Source organism: Paenibacillus flagellatus, assembly GCF_003217775.1.
Lineage (GTDB): Bacteria > Bacillota > Bacilli > Paenibacillales > NBRC-103111 > Paenibacillus_AB > Paenibacillus_AB flagellatus.
Window position 1 is genome coordinate 1 of record NZ_QJVJ01000020.1, and the last position, 20,680, is coordinate 20,680.

The following is a 20,680-nucleotide window of genomic DNA, read 5'->3' on the forward strand; positions in this document are numbered from 1 at the left end:
GCTTTGGCGAGTGGGGCGAACTTATGGGCGATCCCGTTCTTGCAACAGCTGTCCTCGACCGCTTACTGCATCACTCCCATGTCGTGAACATCCGAGGGAACAGCTACCGGCTCAAGGAAAAACTAAAAACCGGAATCTATTCGACGCCCGGCACACAGGTGGGTCAAAATTATCCCGGCGCTAGTGGGTCAAATTAATTCCGGCGTTGACAATAGCTTCGCGTGTTATACGAGATCAAGATTGTCTCAACCAGCTTAATCATGGTTTGCACAATAGCGGGTCAACAGTTTGTGTAACGGGCTCATTCGCCCCAATTCTTGATCGTTCTCCCCGGCTACAGCTATTATAATCAAAAAGAGGTTAACCAGATTAAGCTGGCTAACCTCATAATACGAAAATTCTTGACAGACCCTCGCGATCTCCGACAGCATGATACGATCTCCCCACTTATCCGCTTGCACTGCCGCCAAAAATACTAGATCTTCTTTATTCAACGACGTAAATTGCTTGCACCTTATAGAATTCATAATACAAAAAAACGGCATCTCTGCCGTCTTTAATTGTTTTTGGTAAACCACGGGGGATCCAATCTTTCAACCCCTCAACTCCTTACTACCAGCGAAGTATTCTCAACACTTGTTAGTTTCACTTTCTTTCTATTATACTATTATTTTAGAATCCCTCGCTATCATTGTCTTCCTTCGCTTGATGTCCAAGGTACAGTATATAGTTATACAAAATAGAAATGTTTCGGATCGATATGAACAGGCTATGGAAAACAAAGGAAATCCAGGGCAAAGAGAGTACTGCTACGAGGAACTTTTCGTATAAATCTGAGTACCTCAGATCGGGGAGATGAGTTAACGCAGTGCTGAGTCCATTAAAAACGAAAATTAGAATTGCTCCAATGACCAATATTGCAAGTTCAATAATTATTGAATAACCAAAAAGAGATACCGTTTGCCTCAGTAAGTTCGAAGAACCTTCAACGCCGTCTTGTCTTACCGACGCATATAAGTTCCCAAGTACCTTGGTATTAGAAGCGGCAATCACTGATAGACTGGCTGTGTTAAATCCAGCCAGTATTGCAACCACCGTGAGAGCAATATTATTAAAATCTTTCAGGATTGAAACTACACTTATGGCATCTTTGATTACAATTATTGCAATTAATGCCACCAAACAAGCGATTAATTTGGGAACATTCCAATCATAGGATACTTCCTCTTTTGAAGAATATCTTCGATAATCTTTCCAAATTGCAATTACGAAATCATTCGTTTTCCCCTTTTTTTTCACCTTCGTTTCAATACTCATTATAACCATCACCCTATTGGTTTTGTGTAGCCAACGTAATTAATTGATTAATCATATCATCCTGATAGACTAAACCATTTGTATTAATCTGAACTTTAACTTCAAATTTTTTAGCATGATTTTCCCAACTTATTGTCTTAGGACGCCCCATTGTAGTCGTTCCTTGAACAATTACATTCCTATATAGTTCGCGATCTTGCAAATTCTCAAGAAAAGTTTCAATCCCCCGAACACCCATTCTTCGTTCCTTATTAACAATAGAAAACTCCACTTCGTCGTACTGTTCAACACCATTTAATTGATTACTGATTGCCGTTACAACATTATTCTGTCTTGCGTTTGCAACAGTACATTGAATCGTTGTTTTTTTAATTCGCGCCAATCTTCTTACTTCACCCATAAAAGTTGTATCTATCGAGTAATCAAGTTGAATAAACGTTTCTTTATTTATCATCAATCTTCCTACATGACTACGATTATAGGAATTAATGTATGATTCAAATCCATCAATTTTAGAACGCAAGTAGTTATCAACCGTCGCCCCTGTTGCAATGCGCTTGTTATCAGATTGAAGTAAAAGTAAGCCTGTAGTTTTCTCAAGAACAAAGTAAGTTCTATTCTCTTCGCCCTCAGTAATTCTCTTGTTGTTAGCCCTTCTTTCCATTGTCCTTGCATCAATCCAATCCGGTATCTCACCGTAGCGAGCTGAAATAAACCAACCACTATAATAATTATTATGATAATTATCATCAAATTGTTCGAGAAAAATAAATCTGTCCCCCAAATCTTGGGGGCGTGTCTGTAACGCCTTAATGTAGTTTAGGTAGGCTTCAACATCATCTAAATCAAAACGATTTACTTGTAAGTCGTTTGATTGAAAATTCAATTTGGGAGTTCTGATCCTCATTGCGAGTACTGAAAACGTTTTTTTTCGAATTCTTGGCATTTGGACTCACATCCCTTTTCACAACTTATCCCATTATTTTCAAATCGAAAAAGAGATAGATAGGAACGTTTGTTCCTGTTTATTCTATCACATCGGCAAATTAAAGAAAATATACAAAAGTCATTCAGTGTCAGCCTGAATTGCTACGAGTTTGTTAGCACAAAAAAAGTGAATATTAATTAACCAACAAAAAAGTTGTCAGATAATATTTTGCACCTGGCCATTTTCCAATGAATATCTGGAATACATTTGTACCATTAAAATCTATTTAGAACTATTTAACGGCATGGGTTTATCTCCCGTTATTCGTCAATATGGTAAGTTGAAACTATACACTCCAGATGTGTTGTACGCGGGCACATATCTTACTTGACCAATGTATTTTCAAAGCTACCGTGAGTACAACTCCCCCAAGTCCCCCGCCCGATCAAACACATGTTTACTCGCATACATAACCCGCTGCACGCCGTTCCCACCCGGTAAAATCGGCTTCGCCCTTCTCACCCACTCCTCGATCGTGAAAACTACATACAACTCATCCGCGGCGCCATGCCGCGAAGGAATCAGCGTAATCTCCCGCCTCGGTACCACCTTCCAATCGGCCACCTTTCCGTATACATGGATCCCGGCCTCATCCCGCCCAAACAACTGAATGGACTGATACAGCGCCACGTATTCGATCTGTGTCAGCAGTTTATGATCCGTAATATTGTTTAGCGGCGTATGGTAAAAGCGATGCTCTAGGGCAGCGTCCAACTGCTCCTTCTGGCTCAAGGCGCCGATCAGAACGTTTTTGCCGGAGAACTTGTTCTTGTAGTATTCCTTCGTTCCCCGAGGGCGGGTTGCTCGCTCGTAAGCTTTCTCTGGACTGTCCTTGATGATTTCGTCCAGAAACTTCTCCATAAGGCTCGTCGAGTTCGGCAAGAACGGGAAAGCGCCGATATTGATCTGCTCGATGCTTTTGTAGAACTTATGCTGTTGGAACCGTTCCTCGTCATGATACGGGAACAGCACATAAGCCCCGAACATGCTTCGTTCGTATTGTTTCTCCTTATCATCCATGTAGACAATCGCGTCCCGGTACCGGTGCATGGTGTTAATGTCGTCTTCCTCGGGGCCGGGCATCTTGTAGGAACGGTGGTAGGGTGTACCCTCATAAGCTGGGTTCAGGCGATATTTAGCGTCGAAAATATATTTGTACTCCACCAAAGCGTTGTTTTTCTTCAACGTCAGGATGTTATCGGGCTTCTGGGGAAGCGTCGGTGTCTGGTCCCCAGCCGACAAGGCGTTATAGAACAAGGTGAACGTCTCACCGTTCTTCGGATTCCGGTACACCATCCTGGAGCTCTGCCCTTTGTCCAGCGTAACGAACAGTCCACTGCGATCGATTCGGACGACGTCCTGCTTCACGAGCACATACTGCTGGCTGAGCAGGTGGTGGATTTTCAGGAAGCACCAATACTCGTACAACAAAGCAAGATCTTTCATAGACAGGCGGAACAGATCGCTCTGGATCGCGAGTCCCTTCATCAGCATGAGGTAATACCGATACACCTCGCGGTAACCGACCGCCATCTGCAGGACGAGTGAGATGGACATTTGCCGCATATCGCCCACGTTCAGAAAGTCCAGCTTCAACAACCTTTGGAGCTGCGTTTGCATCAAACTAATTTTCCGCACCAGGTGCGGGTCTTCTAAACGCCCTTTCTGTGCTAATCTCGTCTTCAAATCTTTAAGCTTTTGCTGAATACGGAGCAGCACCCAACGGACGAACCGATTCTCCGGCGTATCGTAATCAACATACCGTTTCGTCTCCAGGGCATGGCTCGGCGTATAGCGCTGAGCACCAACCGAGATCAATCCGTTGTTCGCATCTTCTACAAGCAGCTGCGGATGTTTAGCGAGATAAGTAACGTTCTCCCTCCCCGCTTTACGAACCCGCGCGGCCTCAACGAGCCGCTTCTCCACTTGGAGCTTGGAATGGGGCGCTTGCTGAATTCGCTCGACGGCTTGTACGAGTTGGTTGAACACATGCTGCAGAATGGCGAAAAACTCGGTTAAACTCTGATGCTGCGTTTCCTTTAACCCCGTTAAGTGATACGTCTTCCGCAAGAAATCAAAGGAAAGGTTGTAGATGATTTCATTCACATCGTTTAGGATCATCTGATAGTCGCGCTTGTAGTCCATCTTGGACGGGAAAATCTCAAGCTGCAACCGGAATGCCGCCTCTCCATTCAATCGAAGCTCTAGCTCGGTGTGGCCGACTTCGTTTTGGAAATTCAAGATACCGGATAGCAACCTGCTCCCTAACGGCTTGATCGCTTGACGGATATAGGCGCTATCGTGATGGAAGCTTAACGCTATGTCTTGTTTTTTCTCAATAACGAGTTCGTACGATTGTGTCTCGTAGAAGATCGGTTGGACAGGATTCCCCGACACCCATGGGACCAATTCCCCCCGCTCTTGTGAAAAGACAGCGATCGACTCGACCGCAATCGATGACATCAACGATGAAATCTGAAAGTGCGCCTCCACCCACTCTTCTCCGGACTGGCGATGAAGCTGCAACGTCTCCACGGTCGGATGAAACGGCTTGCCTTGGATGTACAAGTTGAACAGATTGGTCTCCACTCGCAGCAATTCGATCTGAGTATTAGGAAAGCCAGTAGGACGTGAAGCCATCTTCTTCTAACCTCCGCAGCATGAAGGCGATTTTTCTGGCGCTAAGCGGGTACTTTGCGCTATCGATCTTCGAAACCGAAGCATACAGCTCGGAGGCATCCTCCATTAGTTCCTGTGTGGCTAGTCGACGGCCGAGTGCTTCTTCCATGAGCTTGAGCAGCACTCTTTTTACGGAGGAGCTGCTTCCTTGCACACGGGGCAATATTTTCTGTAGCAGTTGAAAGTCGAACGCCGCATCTGGGTTCAGCAATTGGAACCGTTCGTTATAAATCATATAAAAGCAGATGGCGTCACGAATACGGAATCCGACATGCGAATGAATCTCTTCCAAAATGCCGTTTATGGAGACCAGCTTCTCGGTCGTCTCTTCGACTAGGGACTTGTAATCTCGATAAACATCCACCAGCTGCAAATATTCGGTACGTAAAAAGGTATTCGATGCAGGCGTGGCCTGTGGCTCGGCACCCTCGTCTCCGGCGCTCGGGAATTGAGCAAGGTTAATATAGTTAAATTCGATCGTGTTGGCGCGGTCCAGCACTTTTTTGCTGAACGGATGGGTCGTCTCGTCCATATTGACGGTTCCGATCAGGTACACATTGTCGGGAAGACGCAAATCCCCGAATCTCTCCCGATCTTCTTCCAGCGACAACGCTTCCTGCTGAATGAGCGGCGCGGTCACAATGTGTCCGTCCTCCCAATCTTGCGTTTCGAGAATGCTGAGTAAGTCGCTGAAATAATGCTCGACTCGGGCAAGGTTCATTTCGTCCAGACAAATGAAGTATGGCTTATCCCGATTGACTGGTTGAGCTGCTTCTACCAGCACCTCTGTCAGCTTGCCTGGGCGGAACACACCAGACAAGTCCTTGTATCCGAGCAGGTCAGACGGATCGCTCCAGTCGGGACGAACCGGGATTAGAGTGAATTGTCGGTTGGCGCTCGTTGCCCCAAGTGCTTCAGCGAAGAGCTTAACCAGACGCGTCTTCCCCGTACCCGATACACCGGCCAAAATAACAAACGGCTTCGTCTTCATCGATAAGTAAAAGTTCTCGATGAGATGCTCAGGATAGTGGAAGCCTTTCTGCTGGATATAGGCTTGAATCGCTTTCAGCTGTGCCGGCACTGAGATCGGTGTCACGGGCAGAAGCACCTCATCTGGAGTCGGATTGAGAACCTGCTCCTCCTGTCCACCATCAGGTTGGTTAAGAGTGAGCTCCACGTACAGTTTATAGTTTTCAACCACATTCTTGAGGTCTGCGAGTAATTGCTCGTCGGACGGCATACGGTCTCGGTCGTAGCGGTAATAAGCCACGGTTGAAGCTTGGTAGTCTTGGCCAAGTCCGGTCGACATCAGTTGGATATCCTGGTCCTTTCGCATCCCCCCAAGTGGTAGCTTCGCCTGGATTTCAGCAGCCTTTTGTCGAAGGTACTTGTAAGCTTCAACTTTCCCCTTTTCCTTTAAAGGAACGGTAACGCCTTGGTGGAAAGCCAAATAGACGGCACTCATGTCATGCGCGAACAGGTAAACGATATATTCTCCTTGCTGAGTCGTTTCCGTTATGCGCCGATCCATGATGGCGATCCATGGGACCGTTGCCCAGTTGCCCATCCCGACCGAGCCTTGGATGCGCAGCTGTCGGTCGATAAAAGGCAGCCCATGGAGCTCTTGCGGAATCGTATGCCGCACGAACGTGCCCAGCGGGTGACTGGAGAATGGTTCGCGCTTCGCGGCGGTATACTCTGACATCACCTTCAACAGATGTTCGCGAAGCGACACGCTGGTCAAGGGTTGTTGGGATTCGTAATAAGCGTCCAGCTCACGTAAAGCAAGCTCGCGCAGTTCTTGAGCAACCGATTCCGACCACTGGGCGCGTAGGCTATCAACGAATCGAAGCGTATGTTTGCCCGTGTCGTGGACGAGGACTGAAGATAACGCCTCGATGGGTGTCCGGATCAGGCTGTTGATTTGATAGCCCTGTATTTCGCTCCAGCGTGGCCCCAAGCTCTCGGGTGGTGTGTCAACAGGCAGACCTTGCGACTCTCGAGATTGGAGCTGCTTTAGGAATTGCGTCCTCGCGAGCGTTATCGGTACCTCCTGCTTCTTCTGTTCCTCCATCATGTCGAGGACTGCGAGCACGAGAACCATTTTGTATGATTTTTGTTTATGGGCGAAGATGCCCGTTAAGCTTGCAGGAAGTGTCATCGGGATCACCTAGGTAGTCTGGATTGGTTTTTCAGCTTAAAAGATTGTCTATTTCACGTCACGTGTTCGTAACAAAATCATCGAAAAGAAATTGGCCACAGACTGTTCTTTCGTCGGCTTACCCTTTCAAATCTGTGTTTGTTCACTCGCCCTTTAACGTTTGCTCGTTTTTAACACGGGACTTGCTTTCCCTGCCTTTTCTCGCTTCCACTTCTTCAGCATATCGTCAAGAATCAAACCATTAATCAGTTTAATGTTAAGCCTCTCAGCAGCTTCTCGGGCCGCTTTAGTAAAATTACTTGTCGTTACGATCCAAGCGTCGTAACAGCCATGAACTTGTTTGCCTGCCTTCAGGCGAAGTACAATGTCATTCCCGACATCCTGCTTCCAACGCTTGCATTGAACCGCAATTTTATATCCTTCTTTGCCTTTCAGAATCAAATCCACTTCATGATCGCCAGAACCCCCGATTCGCTCCACCTGGTAGCCTTGATCACGGTAATACTGCTCCATCAGCTTTTCAAAATCGTTGCCGGAAAGCGCCCGAACATCGGCCTCCATTAAATCCTGAACCGTATTCTGCTTATGGCTCACGTTTGTTTTCATGGACTTGGTAGTTGTGTTAGGCGACTGTCGTTTTCGAGTTTGTTTACTTTGCCTTCTTTTACGAACCCACAGGCTCCCCAAAACTTCAGACACGAGAACGCTAACGAACAGAATAACAAAAAAACTCCACCATATCTGTTTCAGGTCGGTATAGAAAAAGATCGATAACCCGCTTAAAATAAATAAGCCCCTGAAGAAGTACGCGACCTGCTTCCCTTCGGATCTATAAGTTCTCCCCATCTTAATCCTCCGTTCTAAGATTATCTACTAATCGTTCATTTCAAGATCAAACCACCATTGTAGCCATTTCAGACAAAAACCAAGTTTTTATCTACCATCGTAAGCAACCGTTTCTGATCTGCCTTATCAGGTTCGCCTAGGTAGACCGGATCATTTTCCAAGACTTTCGACTCACTTTAACATCATTCGACGTTTTCCAGTCAATTCCTTCTATGGGAGATGAACCGGATGAAGGTGCGGTTATTGCCACAACGGGGATAGACAAACCGTTTCGCGGATAAACGAGTTATAGCCCTCTACCTTACAAAAACAAAATTGTTATAAAAAAGGCCAACCGGAATAACTCCGGCTGACCCATACGAAAACACTGCTTACTCCTCGTATTTACATTCAAACCTTACAAGATCAGACTTAGGCAACCCTAATTCGCTTGTCTTTTCCCTGCAATAGTAACACGAACAATGGACCTTGCCCTTGGCAAATCTCCCTACATGCTTTACATGCCAACCGAGCTCCTTGGCAATCTTGCTTTTACGCTGAATCACTCTGCTTCGATGATGCCGGTAATAAGCACGAGTTCGGTTTCTGTACTTGCTTCTCATACCATCACGCCCCTTGGGATAAGGCCCAGCCTGCAAAGGAGCCAAGGGGAGCACATTCATCCCTTACAGGCCGGGCGTGATGGAATTTCTCGCTCGAATGAATATCATGTACCACCTCTACGTGTTGAATATATCGAGAATCTTCTACCGATTCGCTTAGGACTCCGGCCGCTCCAACATGATCTGCTAACTATCACCCTTTGGAATGAGAGCCCTCACCCCAACTGTGCCCCCGACGTCGGACGCTCGCTCCGCCGCTTGTTCACCGCATCAAGGTACTGCGTAAACTTGGATTCACCGCTATAGGTGAGGAACAGCCATTCCAATGCTCGTGTCATGCCAATGTAGAATAGCGAAACTTCACGTTCCTCGACTTCTTCCAAAGGAAACGGCATGCTCTCCACATTCACGATGAAGACCACGCGGAAATCGAGCCCTTTTGCGCTATCGATGGTGGAGATTTTGACAGTAGGCTCATCCCGCACAAAATTTCGCTTCGATTCTGCGTTTTCCGTAATCCAGGTGTAGGGCAATTCGTGACTTTCCAGACTTCGCTTGATTTCGTCGATATACGAAATTTGATGGCTATTTTTGACCCGATACAGAATCGCTATATCCTGCAGCGGAATTCGCTTCTCCTGTTGAAGAAACGTGATCGATTTGGAGACGAAGTTCATTTCCTCCCCGATATTTCGGAAGCTCTTGATAATGGGCTCCGGGCCTTTCCGCTTCGTCGATTGGGGCGGAATAATCTCGACGCCTTCGATCGAGCCTTCCTGTACGGTCTTTTTCAATTGAGAATGCTCTTGGTAAAAGTCCCAAGCAAATTGCACGATTTGTGCCGTGTTCCGGTAATTGATCGACAATACTTTGGAGCGCCCACGGAAATCGAGACCGATATCCTGTACCAGGCTCGATTTTCTTTTGAATATCGTTTGCGCCCGATCTTCTACCAGAAGCAGCGATTGGGTATCTGGATTCAAGCAGCAGCCTAGCAGCTTCAGCCAATCCGCTTCGAAATCTTGCCCCTCGTCGATCATGATCGCATCGTAGGTCGGCAAAATCGCTTCGTTTTTGCTCGCTTTCTCCAAGAGCGCGGGTATATCGGTGTCTTTCATGCGCAGGCTGTTCCGAAGCCACTCATGAAAATTATATACCTCGATCTTCGATCCTTTCTCGTTAACCGAGGGGGCCGGATTGATCAGATCGAACAAATCGTCCGGCTCATTCATCATTCGCTCAATCATTTGCTTCAAGCTCCGGGATAACGGGATGCCGTAGCATAGAACGAGAATTTTCCAATCCGGCTCGGTTTTGGCGAGCATCTTGGCCCGGCTGGCCAGCACTAGCGTTTTGCCGCTTCCCGCCACACCTCGGATCAACCGGTGTTTGTCGCCGATTTGCTTGGCCATATTTTCTTGATGAAGATCCATCGTTTTGATATTATGCAGCGACAGCAGCAATTGATCTTGATGCTGGGTGGGGGGCTTGAACTCGGCGCTAATTCGTACCTCCGGGAACAGGTGAAAACGAATCGCCTGGATGTCTTCATGCGTCAATACGTCTTTTCGTTTATGCCAAACCGTAAACATGCCATGAATCTTCTCGAGCAGGATATCCGGCGAGAAGCTTTCCTCGTCCGGGTCGATTTCGTCTCTGCACAGGACGAACGAAGGTTCAATCACCTGATACAAATTCAGCCTAACGAAATCCTCCTGTTTGAGTCTGGTGAAAACGGTGCCGTACCCGTACGGGAATTTGAGATTGGTTCCGGCTTCCTGGAGCAGGTTTCGATCTTTCTTCAAATGATCGGTTAAGAAACGAGCATTATCTCTCGCTTGCTTTAACGGACTCTTCGTCTTGACCAGTTCTCCGCTCGTATTGCGCAGCAGCCATTCGTCATGGTTAATTTGATACAAAGTGCCTTTCGTATAATCTTTTACCTCCAGAATAACCAATCCGAGATCGGGACCTATAAGGACGAAATCCGGTCTTCTCCCCCGAATTTCGGGTTCGTAGTAGACGATATAGTCGCTCGGCAAATGATCTTTAAGCGTTTCGAATAAAATGCGCTCTCCTGCGGTTGCGCTTCTCGGAATCGTTTCCGGAACCATATAAGCCATATGTCTGACTCTCCTAGAACAAAATGCCTATTTTTCTATTATTATATTACTTGGGACCGGAAAAGAATATACAAAGTATGACAGTTTCCTGCATGCCTTACAAAACACATTCTATGGCCAAAATAAAGCCTCTGAAGGGGGGGGGGGGGGCGGATGGGTTGCGCTCGCAACTGAAATATCCCTCAAACTGTGTTCGATTTTTTGAATTCCTCCACGCTCAAGCAGGAAACGATCAGAACATTTTATTTTGTCTGCTTCGATGATGAGAATTATGATATCTCTCGCAGTAAGCTTGAAACAAAATTTTGATTACAGGAGCTTGTCAACAAAGAAACCTATTTGGTATGAAGGACTTTTAGATATCAGCAGCATCTGGCTTCGGATTGAGGTGACCTATGCTAATACTAGACGGCCTCTAGCTTCCCGCAAGGAGGGTTAGAGAGCCACATGAGCAGAAGTGTTAAAAAATCACCCGTATGGACCGATCACCATACCCCCGGTACCCGCTGGAGCAAACGGCAGGCAAGCAAAGCCGTGCGCCGCTTCAAGGGTGATGGTTCAAGCGGAAAATGGTACCGGAAGTTGTACTGTTCCTGGGTTATTTGCGACTACCGCTTTTTCAAAACCAAGCAGCAAGCGATACACGAATGGGAAACATATCGCTGGCTAAGGGATCGGTATTGGACTCAGGCAGAAGTTATTAAAGATTGGGAAAAGTCTTATAAAAGAAAATAAGCTCAAGCGTCGGCTAGGGAAGCCCGGCGCTTGAGCTTTTTATATGAAATTTCGTCGCTGACCGCCTACATCTGGTTTCCTGATGGATCGAGGTAAACGCTCTAGCTAAGAAGGCCCCCACCGACCAACCCCTCAATAAATCCGCATCACCGACGCGGCCGGCTCATGCTTGCTCTCCCTATACTCGGTCGGGGTGCCGCCCACGAGCCGCTTGAATACTTTGGCGAAGTAGCCCGGGGTTTCGAAGCCGGTCATCCGCGCGATATCGGCGATCGGAAGCGAGGTCGTCGACAGCAGCGAGACGGCCTCCTCCATTCGCACCTTGTTCAAGTAAGCGATGGGCGTCATCCCGACTTCACGGTGAAATTGCTTGCAGAAATGGTATTTGGACAGCCGCTCGGCGTCTGCAATGTCCTGAAGCGTGATCGGCCGGTGGTAATGCTCCTTCATAAACCGGACCGCGCCGGAAAAGGCCGTCGGATGCGGCGGCAGCTCGGCCCTTCCTTCCCGAACGGCCTCGTCCCACACGTGAAGCAGCCACTCGTAGATGCGGACCGATTGCTCGATCGCCCCGCCCAGCCTCCCGCCCTTCGCCTCGCCGTACAGCTGGAACAGCAGCCGGATCGGCTCGCTGTCTCTGCCGAACGATAGCACGCGGCCCCGCTCGCACAGCTGCTCCCAATACGCCGAGGCGATGACCCCGCCGAAGCGAATCCAGATCACTTCCCACGGCTTACCGCTCGACGAATCGTAGAAATAGCGGTGGTCGCCGGGAATTTCGACGAGAAACGCATGGCCTTTCGGAACCGGGTACCGCTCGTCTCCCACCTCCAAGTAGCCGGTGCCGGACAGCGTATATTGGAACAGCATTCCTTCCACATTGCGCCGCAAACCGTGGAAGTCGTACCCGGCTTCGGAGACGACCTGGTAGCCGATCGAATACATGCGCAGCAGCTCGGGATTCGGCTCGGTATAGCGAAACCCGAATGACGACAGCACAATATTTTCCCCCTATACGTCGAAATATCGTCCTCTTGCGCGCCCTATCCCGGTTTCATACACTTGCTGTAGTAGACACGGCAACAATATTTTATCATAAAGGCGGGAAACGATCATGAAGCCGCAAGCTTCCTCGCAATGCTTCGCAAACGTCCGCGACGGTATTCTGACCGTCGGGAACTCGCGGATCGAGCGCACATGGGCGCTCCGGTCCGACGGTGTATTTTCGCTGTCCGTGACGGACCGGCTTACCCAAACCGAGTGGCTGGACCCGAAAGCCGCTGCCGCCGCACCGGCGTTCCGGCATCCGGCTTTGTCCGAAGGTAGGCATCCGCTCTCGACGATCGATGTCGCTCCGCAATATGTCGAAGCCGAAGGCCGGCAACCGGAGCATCTGCTCGTAACGGTCACGGCCGATTGCGGTCGTGTCGCCGTAAAGTGGCTGATCCGCGTATATCCCGAAGCGCCGATCATCCGCCAAACGCTGTTTTACAAAGTCTCGGACGCCGCTCGGCCGGCCGATTCGGCCGCAGCGATCGAAGGCCCCCCGAACCCGAAGCTTCCGGAGGACTATACGGATTATATTCCGCTCGCCGCGCTGCACTGCCGCTGGAAGTCGGTTTCGCTGGTCGATGTGACCGACAACCACAACAATTTAGTCCGCACGGAGGAAGGCTTGCTGTATACGGATGGCGAGAAACATTCGCCCGACGGCAGCTTCCTGTCGATCCGCAATCATTTGACCCGAAACGGGCTCGTGATCGTCAAAGAAAGCCCTACGCCATTCGGACAGCTGAACCGTACGGCCGGCGATTTTCGGATTGCGGGCAAAACGTTATGGGTGACCGGCTCCGGCATTTCCGATCGGGACCTCGCTCACGGCGAATGGGTGGAAGGCTACGGCAGCGCGATCGGCGTCTACCGCGGCGGCGAATGGGAGCAGTGTCGGCTCATCCGCAGCTACTACGATTGTCTGGAAGCGCGCCGGCCCGAAAGCGACGCCTTCGTCATGAGCAATACGTGGGGCGACCGCTCCCGCGACAGCCGGGTGACGGAATCGTTCATGCTGAAGGAGCTCGAGCAGGCCGCCCGGCTGGGCATCACTCACGTCCAGATCGACGACGGCTGGCAAAAAGGCGTTACGGCCAACTCGTTCATCACCGGCGGAACATGGGCGGACTACTATTCGAAGGCGCCCGACTTTTGGGATGTGCATCCCGAACGGTTCCCGAACGGTCTGACTCCCGTCGTGCAGCGCGCGAAGGAGCTCGGCATCGAGCTCGGCCTCTGGTTCTCCCCGGACTCGACGAACGACTTCGCGCATTGGCGCGAAGACCTTGCTTGGCTTCGGCGCATGCGGGACGAATACGGCATCCGCTCGTTCAAGCTGGACGGCATATCGATCCGCAGCAAGCTGGGGGAGGCGCGGTTTTTGCGTATGCTCGACGAGATGACCCGGCATGCGTCGGGCGACGTTTACTTCAATCTCGATACGACGAACGGCGTGAGGCTCGGTTATTTGTACCATACGGCGGGGGGCTGTCTGTTTCTGGAGAACCGGTATACCGATTTCCGAAGCTACTACCCGCATTGGACGCTGCGCAACATTTGGATGCTTGCGCCTTACGTCCCCGCGGGCAAGCTGCAGATGGAATTCCTCAATCCGGGGCGCAACGAAGCGCTGTACGGCGACGACCCCTTATCGCCGGCGGCCTGCGGTATCGCGTACGGCTTCGCGGTGACGATGTTTACGAATCCGCTCGCCTGGATGGAGCTGTCCGGCTTGTCGGAGCGCGACGCGGAGACGCTCGCGCCGCTGATCGCGCTGTTCAACCGGCTGAAGGCGACGACGTCCCGCGGCCATGTGCTGCCGATCGGAGACGAACCGTCCGGGACGGGCTGGACCGGCCTGCAGTGCGCTGTAAACGAGCGCGAGGGATTGATACTCGCGTTCCGCGAATACACGGACGAAGCCGTCGGCTCGTTCCGGCTGTGGGGCGACCGCGGCGCGTCGTTGCGGCTCGAATGCCTCGTCCGCTCGGGAGGTCGCGACCGGCTCGATTTCGCGGGCGACGCCGTTGTGCTGCAGCCGGATGGCGACGGCCGCATCGCCGTTTCGCTGAACCGTCCGTTAAGCTTCGGGTTGTACCGATACGCCTGGGAGACGGAATAAATCGATATCCAGCGAAAGGAGCCGCGGCCTGTAAGCTGCAGCTCCTTTCGTGTCCCTGGAAGAGGCCCCTCGTATGGGCGCCCCGCGATCAATTCGAATCGTTTCCAACTCGGCTGCGCCGTCCTGCCGCGTAATCGTGCGCTTTCGAGCGCTATCTCCTCCAAGCGGCGCTAGGTTCGGCGCACCTTGCTCTTTTAAGCGCAGATGCGATCTCTCCACCGTCCCTGCCAGGGACGGCAGGCCGTTGTTTGCCCGAGGGTCACCGTTTTCGGACGATCGAGTCGTCCTGCTCCATAAAAGGCCACGCCGGGTATTCGATCGGGAGCCGGCTGACTTCGTCCAGCCTGGACCTTTCGTCCGGATTCAGAAGGATGCCGCTTGCCGCCAAATTATCCGCCAGCTGATCGGGGCGCTTCGCGCCGACGATGACGCTGGTGACGGCCGGCTGGTTGAGAACCCAAGCGAGAGCGATACGGGCCACCGTCGTTTCGCGCGCTTCCGCGATTTCGCGAAGCACGTCCAGAATGGCGAACGCTTTTTCCGCGTCCACGGGAGGGAACGACAGCTTGGCATGACGGCCATCGCCGTTGCTTGCAGCGTCCCGGGCGTATTTCCCCGACAGAAATCCTCCCGCCAGCGGGCTCCATACGATCAAGCCCATGTTTTGATCCTGCAGGACGGGAATAACTTCCCGTTCGATCTCGCGGGCGGCCAAGGAGTAATAGGACTGGCTGCTTTTGAAAGCGTGGAGGCCGTGGAGCATGGACAGCCCGCGTGTTTTCATGATGCTCCAGCCGGTCATATTGGAGGAACCGATATAGCGCACCTTCCCGCTGCGCACCAGGTCGTCGAGCGCCCGAAGGGTTTCTTCCCAATCGGTCAGCTGATCCGGGTTGTGAATTTGATACAGGTCGATGTAATCCGTATCCAGCCGCCTGAGACTGTTTTCGACTTCCCGGATGATGTGCAGCCGCGACAACCCGAGCTCGTTCGGGCCGGAGCCTGTGCGCCCTCTTACTTTGGTTGCGATGATGGCCTGATGCCGTTTGCCTTTCAAGGCTTTCCCGAGAATTTCCTCCGATCTTCCCTCGGCGTAGACATTGGCGGTATCGAAAAAGTTCACTCCCGCCTCCATCGCCTGATCGACGAGAACGCCGGCTTCCTTTTCATCCAGCGAGCCGAATATCCCCCATTTGTCTCCTCCCCCGAATGTCATCGTTCCAAGCCCGATTTCCGACACCAGCACTCCCGTATTGCCCAGCAAATTGTATTTCATGACTTCCCACTCTCCTTCGATTGGTTTACACTAATGGTGACGGAGGCAAACGGGAATGGACGCAACAAACGGCAGCTTTTTTTTCGGGAGGTGCGAATCGTCGGATGACTTTCGAGCAGCTTTGGGAGCAGTACCACGTACAGGTCCGCCATTTCGTTCAGCATAAGACCCGCCATCACCCCGATACCGAGGATATCGTTCAGAACGTGTTTATCAAGGCGCACCAACGGATCGGCGATGTAAGGGACGAGTTGAAAATTCGCGCTTGGCTGTTTCAAATTGCCCGCAACGCCATCGTCGATCATTTTCGCAAAACGAAGCGAACGGAGGAGCTGCAGGACCAGCTTGCGGTCGAAGACTCGTATGCGGAACCGGATCTCGAGACGGAAGCCGTCGCCGGCCTACGGAATGTGATTCGGCGGTTGCCCGATAAGTACAGGGAAGCGCTCGAGCTGTCCGAATTAAAGGGGATGTCCCAAAAGGAATTGAGCGAGCATCTGGGCTTGTCGTATTCCGGAGCCAAATCCCGAGTGCAGCGGGGCCGGGAACTGCTTAAAGCCATGATGACCAGCTGCTGCACCATTGAAGCGGACCGGTACGGCAACATTATGGACTATCGCGTTGTGCTGGACGAACCTCGTGTGACCGGACGGAAAGTGTAGCAGCCCCGATGCTCCGGCTGACCGAACATCGGAGAACGACAAATCAAGCCTGCCGGTTCGCGATCGCTGCGATTGGCAGGCTTTTGCTTGTCCTTTTAGAATTGCACTTGCAAAGCGCAGCAGCTTGCTATGCTAACTTCGGATTGAGATGGTGTACGGTCTCTTGGGGGAACCTTGAAATCCACCTCAAATCCGGAAAAACGCCATCGCCGTATTCGTCGTGGCCCGAGCGACCTCTTCCGCCGGTTTCCCGATGCATCGGGCTACGGCTTGCAAAATGTGCGGCAGGAAGGCCGGTTCGTTTCGTCCATCCGCCGGCTTGTCCTTCAAATTCCGCGGGGTCAAGAACGGAGCGTCCGTCTCGATCATAAGCCGGTCCAGCGGGATCATGCGGACCAGCTCCTTCAAATGCTCGCCTCTCCCGTGACCCTCCCCCTACACTCGAATCCACCCCACCGAATACAAAAACACCAACACGATCAGCACCGGCGACACGAAGCGCAGCAGGATCATCCACGCCCCGTACCAAAAGCCGGACAAGCCGGACTCCTCCCCCGCCCGCTTCCACGCGTAGCCCGTGAAGAGCGTCACGACCAAGCCGCCGAGCGGCATGAGAATGTACGCGGTGATGAAGTCGGTCCAGTCGAAGAACGTCCGGCCGCCGGGCGTAAACGTGCCGAGGACGCCGCCGACGGACAGCGCGGACGGTACGCCGACGAGGAAGCAGACGACGGACACGAGGACCGCCGCCCGGCTGCGGGACCATTTCCACTGGGTCATCGCATAGGCGATCGGCACCTCGAGGATGGAGATGGCCGAGGTGAGCGCCGCGATGGCGAGCAGCAGGAAGAACAGGCCGCCGAACAGCAGGCCGAACGGCATCTGCGCGAACGCCGCCGGCAGCGCCATGAACGCGAGCCCGACGCCCTCGCCCGGCTCCAGCCCGTAAGAGAAGACGGTCGGGAAGATGACGAGCCCCGCGATGAACGCGTAGAGCAGGTCCCCTGCACCGATCGCAAGCGAGGCGCCGCCGAGCGACTGCTGCTTGTCCACGTAGGAGCCGTAGGTAAGCATGCAGCCCATGCCGAGCGACATCGAGAAGAAGGCATGCCCGAGCGCGATGAGCGCCGACTCGGCGTCCAGCTTGCTGAAGTCCGGCTGCAGGAAAAAGCGCGCCCCCTCCCCCGCTCCCGGAAGCGTAAGCGACCGGATCATGAGGACGACGAGGATGAGGAAGAAGCCGGGGATAAGAATTTTGTTGAATTTCTCGATCCCGCCGGACACGCCCCTCGCCAACACCCAGCCGCATACCGCCATGACGACGGCTTGCCAGAAGAGCGGCATATACCCGCCGGCGAAGGAAATGAATTTCGTTTTGTAGTCGATGCCGGCGCGGAACAGCAGTCCGGTGAACGATTCGACCGTATATTGCAGCGTCCAGCCCGCCACGACCGCGTAGTACGACATGATGAGGAACGCGGTAATGACGGACAGCAGCCCGAAGGCGCTCCAATACCGGTTCCCGCTCAGCTTGTAGAACGACGTGGACGCATCGCCCCGGCCGCCCCGGCCGATCGTCATTTCCGCAAGCAAAATCGGCAGCCCCACGACGATCAGACAAATAATGAACAACAGGAAAAAAGCGGCCCCGCCGTGCTTGCCCGTAATGTACGGAAACTTCCACATGTTCCCGAGTCCGACCGAGCTGCCGATCGCCGCCAAAATAAACCCTCTCTTCGAAAAACGTTCGGTTGTTCCCGATGATGGCCCGGACGTCCGTCCGGCTCTTGGTTGTCCGCTCATGCTGCACGCTCCGCCGTTCGTAGTAGGCCGAAACGAAGTTTCGACGCCTCTTAGTGTCGGTGGCGGACGGTCAAAATATTCCAAGCGCAGGCCATCGCCGCCAGCATCCGTACTTGCCGATCCGTCAACATGCAGCGCCGCTTCCCCCTGACGCGGGACGTATACCGGACCGGGATGTCCCCGTTCATCAGCTTCTCCGCGAGCCGTTCCCGATCCGCTCGAGTACGTTCCGCATACCGGAAGCCGCAGCCGCCGAGCCCGATCGTCAAATCGATTTCCCGGCAGGCGCCGCGAATAATGTCCCCCCATCCGGACTCGTATTTATCGTTTTCGGGTGGAAAAAGAGTCCCGTCGACAGCGACGTCCAAACCGTCGGGGCCCAGCTCGGCGATCGCCGCACGAACGGCGTCCGTAAGCGGGATGGGCCGTCCGGCCGCCCGCCACAGCTTCTCGTTGTCCGGATAAGCCCGCATGTCGCTCGTAAACCCGACTTTGTCCTCGCGCAAGTGCCGGTTTTCGCAGGCGCCCAGGATCAATAAGAAAGCCAGCTGATGCTTCATAGCGCTACGGCCTCAAGCCCCGGCCGTGAGCGGTTCGTAGAGAGGGACGGCCCAATTCGTAATGTCGATCGGATTTACATCCTTGCCGTCCTTCTTGTAGATGAGCCGCGCCTCTCCGTTCAGCGGATGCTCGGCGATCAGCGTGAAGACGCTGTAATCGCCGCTCTTCGCCTTGGACAGCGGAAGCTGTCTCATGAATTCCGGCTCCAGGCAGAAGACCAGCATTTCTTTGCCGCAGACGTACAGGCACATATCGGCGGACGGGTGCATGCGGATCTCGAAGAAATAGTCCCGGGTGCGCGGCTTCGACGCATGGATTTCGACGAAGAGGTTGTTGCATCGATACAGCGAGCCTTCGATATGGTGCAATTCGTGGCCTTGGAAGACGTATTTCTCCAGCGCGGGGATGTAGTCTTTCACGGACGTTCTCATGGGCGATTCGCTCCTTCGCGGTTCTTTTCGGTACAATCCGATTCTACACCGACAGCCGAGGCCGCTTTTTGCAAAAAAACTTTTTTTTCGAAAAACGCAAAAACGCAAATGTCCGCTCCAAAGGGGGCGGTACTCTATTTCACGGAGCGGCAAACGACTCTGCGAAGGAGGTGTTGAAGCAGGCGTCGAAAGGATAGTACGCAAGTACCGGCCACATACATACCTAGAACGGAAAGGTGTTGTCGATGAACGTACAGGAGCAGCCGTTCAAGCAAATCGTGCAAATCATGAAGGACGCAACCGCAGGCAGAAAGCAGCGGCAAACCGAACGGGACAAAGCGGACAAATGCAAAACCGTATGCGATCTGATGCGGGACGTGATGATCGATCACATGACTTTGGAAGAACGGAAGAAGTTGCGGCTTTACTCGCCGGATTTGGAGCTCGACTACGATGAAGCGGAAGTCGAAGATGAGGTTGAAGAGGCCGACGACGCCGAATTCGAAGCAGCCGACGAAGAAAAAAAGAAGCTCCCTCCCCTTTATTGGAAAATATACCGCATGCTGCTCCGAGACATCGAGGATTTTGCCCGCGGCACGATGCCGATGAAGGATTTGACCGAAGCCTGCAGCTTGTTGAAAAAAGGAATCGAGCACAATGTACGCGGACTGTTCCACGATCCGATGAAGCGTAACGCTGCGATCGCCCGGATCGACGAGGAGCTGAAGCAAATCAAGACGCAAGCCGAGCATCTGAAGAAAAACAAGGCCAAACCGGCCAAGCCGTTCAATCCGCCGCAACCCGAAGGAGGAATCGCCAGCGTGAACGCCGTGATCTTAATGAAGGAATTAAACGTCCTGTTCGACCTGCTCGATCAGGCGGGAACGGCCGTCCCGTATGCGGTCGAAAACCATATTTACGATGAGGAATTCGAGCAGCTGGTCGTCGTGCGAAGGAAAGAGTACTTCGTGCTGAAGGGCGAGGAGAGAGCGGTGGCGTATGCGGTTCTGGAAACGCCGCTCACCCGCAACGTGCACCTGATCCGCTTCGGATCGGACTACTGGCAGGATGCGGAGACGAGCCACGACTTCCAGGAAGACGCCTTCTTCATCAAGCCTTGTATCGACATGACGGAAGCTTTGAACGAAGTGCTGGAGGCCCTGAATACGGAAAGCGACCTCGAGCTTGTCGATCCGGAGGAAGGCGGCGCTTCGCCCTTTGAAACCCGCTCTTCCTTGAACGAGAAGCTTTCCCGTTTGCTCGCCTAGAAGGAGGCTGCCATGATCGTCCCGATCGACATTCATAACGGTTTGAGCAAGACCGA

16 protein-coding genes and 1 pseudogene are annotated in these 20,680 nt (G+C 52.3%); 5 read left to right on the top strand and 12 right to left on the bottom strand.

From position 1 onward, the window contains the following. Positions 1-197 (top strand): ATP-binding protein (locus tag DLM86_RS29845; protein ID WP_158289719.1); only part of this gene is annotated, 197 nt, incomplete at its 5' end. Positions 198-672: 475 nt separating this feature from the next. On the opposite strand, the gene DLM86_RS29855 is transcribed toward DLM86_RS29845, so the two are convergent. From DLM86_RS29855 to DLM86_RS29875, 6 genes are all read right to left on the bottom strand, one after another. Further along, entirely contained in the window at positions 673-1,317 is a 645-nt protein-coding gene (locus DLM86_RS29855) for a hypothetical protein (RefSeq protein ID WP_110843714.1), read from the bottom strand. Between the two features lie 13 nt (positions 1,318-1,330). Continuing rightward, the gene (locus tag DLM86_RS31860) at positions 1,331-2,263 is read right to left on the bottom strand and encodes a hypothetical protein (RefSeq protein ID WP_146250329.1); all 933 of its coding nucleotides are present in this window, start codon (positions 2,261-2,263) and stop codon (positions 1,331-1,333) included. 390 nt (positions 2,264-2,653) lie between these two features. After that, complete coding sequence (locus DLM86_RS29860) at positions 2,654-4,945, bottom strand: restriction endonuclease-like protein (protein ID WP_110843715.1); 2,292 nt, start codon at positions 4,943-4,945, stop codon at positions 2,654-2,656. After that, the gene (locus tag DLM86_RS29865; protein WP_110843716.1) at positions 4,917-7,145 is read right to left on the bottom strand and encodes an MrcB family domain-containing protein; all 2,229 of its coding nucleotides are present in this window, start codon (positions 7,143-7,145) and stop codon (positions 4,917-4,919) included. The genes DLM86_RS29860 and DLM86_RS29865 overlap by 29 nt, the downstream gene beginning before the upstream one ends. 153 nt (positions 7,146-7,298) lie before the next feature. Further along, positions 7,299-7,991, bottom strand: coding sequence for a restriction endonuclease (locus DLM86_RS29870; protein ID WP_110843717.1), 693 nt, complete (start codon positions 7,989-7,991; stop codon positions 7,299-7,301). Between the two features lie 817 nt (positions 7,992-8,808). Further along, a complete protein-coding gene (locus tag DLM86_RS29875; RefSeq protein ID WP_110843718.1) occupies positions 8,809-10,716 on the bottom strand; it encodes a 3'-5' exonuclease in 1,908 nt (635 codons plus the stop codon). A 447-nt stretch (positions 10,717-11,163) separates the two neighbouring features. Here DLM86_RS29875 and DLM86_RS29880 point away from each other — a divergent pair, with 447 nt between their 5' ends. After that, positions 11,164-11,451: a hypothetical protein gene (locus DLM86_RS29880; RefSeq protein ID WP_110843719.1), complete on the top strand. Its 288-nt coding sequence runs from the start codon at positions 11,164-11,166 to the stop codon at positions 11,449-11,451. 132 nt (positions 11,452-11,583) lie between these two features. On the opposite strand, the gene DLM86_RS29885 is transcribed toward DLM86_RS29880, so the two are convergent. Beyond that, positions 11,584-12,450: an AraC family transcriptional regulator gene (locus DLM86_RS29885; protein ID WP_110843720.1), complete on the bottom strand. Its 867-nt coding sequence runs from the start codon at positions 12,448-12,450 to the stop codon at positions 11,584-11,586. 115 nt (positions 12,451-12,565) lie between these two features. On the opposite strand from DLM86_RS29885, the gene DLM86_RS29890 reads away from it, so the two are divergent. After that, the gene (locus tag DLM86_RS29890; protein WP_110843721.1) at positions 12,566-14,623 is read left to right on the top strand and encodes an alpha-galactosidase; all 2,058 of its coding nucleotides are present in this window, start codon (positions 12,566-12,568) and stop codon (positions 14,621-14,623) included. A 259-nt stretch (positions 14,624-14,882) separates the two neighbouring features. On the opposite strand, the gene DLM86_RS29895 is transcribed toward DLM86_RS29890, so the two are convergent. Then, on the bottom strand, positions 14,883-15,899 hold the full coding sequence (locus tag DLM86_RS29895; protein WP_110843722.1) for an aldo/keto reductase: 1,017 nt from the start codon (positions 15,897-15,899) through the stop codon (positions 14,883-14,885). 104 nt (positions 15,900-16,003) lie between these two features. Here DLM86_RS29895 and sigZ point away from each other — a divergent pair, with 104 nt between their 5' ends. Then, positions 16,004-16,561, top strand: coding sequence for an RNA polymerase sigma factor SigZ (gene sigZ / locus DLM86_RS29900; RefSeq protein ID WP_110843723.1), 558 nt, complete (start codon positions 16,004-16,006; stop codon positions 16,559-16,561). A 186-nt stretch (positions 16,562-16,747) separates the two neighbouring features. On the opposite strand, the pseudogene DLM86_RS29905 reads toward sigZ, so the two are convergent. From DLM86_RS29905 to DLM86_RS29920, 4 genes and pseudogenes are all read right to left on the bottom strand, one after another. Then, positions 16,748-16,981: pseudogene (locus DLM86_RS29905) on the bottom strand (TatD family hydrolase); the annotation flags it as partial. 15 nt (positions 16,982-16,996) lie between these two features. Continuing rightward, entirely contained in the window at positions 16,997-18,364 is a 1,368-nt protein-coding gene (locus DLM86_RS29910; RefSeq protein ID WP_110843724.1) for a sodium-dependent transporter, read from the bottom strand. A gap of 50 nt (positions 18,365-18,414) precedes the next feature. Then, positions 18,415-18,924 carry a hypothetical protein gene (locus DLM86_RS29915; RefSeq protein WP_110843725.1) on the bottom strand — a complete coding sequence of 170 codons (510 nt, stop codon included), beginning with the start codon at positions 18,922-18,924 and terminating at the stop codon, positions 18,415-18,417. 12 nt (positions 18,925-18,936) lie between these two features. Then, the gene (locus tag DLM86_RS29920) at positions 18,937-19,356 is read right to left on the bottom strand and encodes a hypothetical protein (RefSeq protein WP_110843726.1); all 420 of its coding nucleotides are present in this window, start codon (positions 19,354-19,356) and stop codon (positions 18,937-18,939) included. 245 nt (positions 19,357-19,601) lie between these two features. Here DLM86_RS29920 and DLM86_RS29925 point away from each other — a divergent pair, with 245 nt between their 5' ends. Then, positions 19,602-20,624, top strand: coding sequence for a hypothetical protein (locus tag DLM86_RS29925; RefSeq protein ID WP_110843727.1), 1,023 nt, complete (start codon positions 19,602-19,604; stop codon positions 20,622-20,624). The last annotated feature ends 56 nt before the right edge of the window (positions 20,625-20,680 follow it).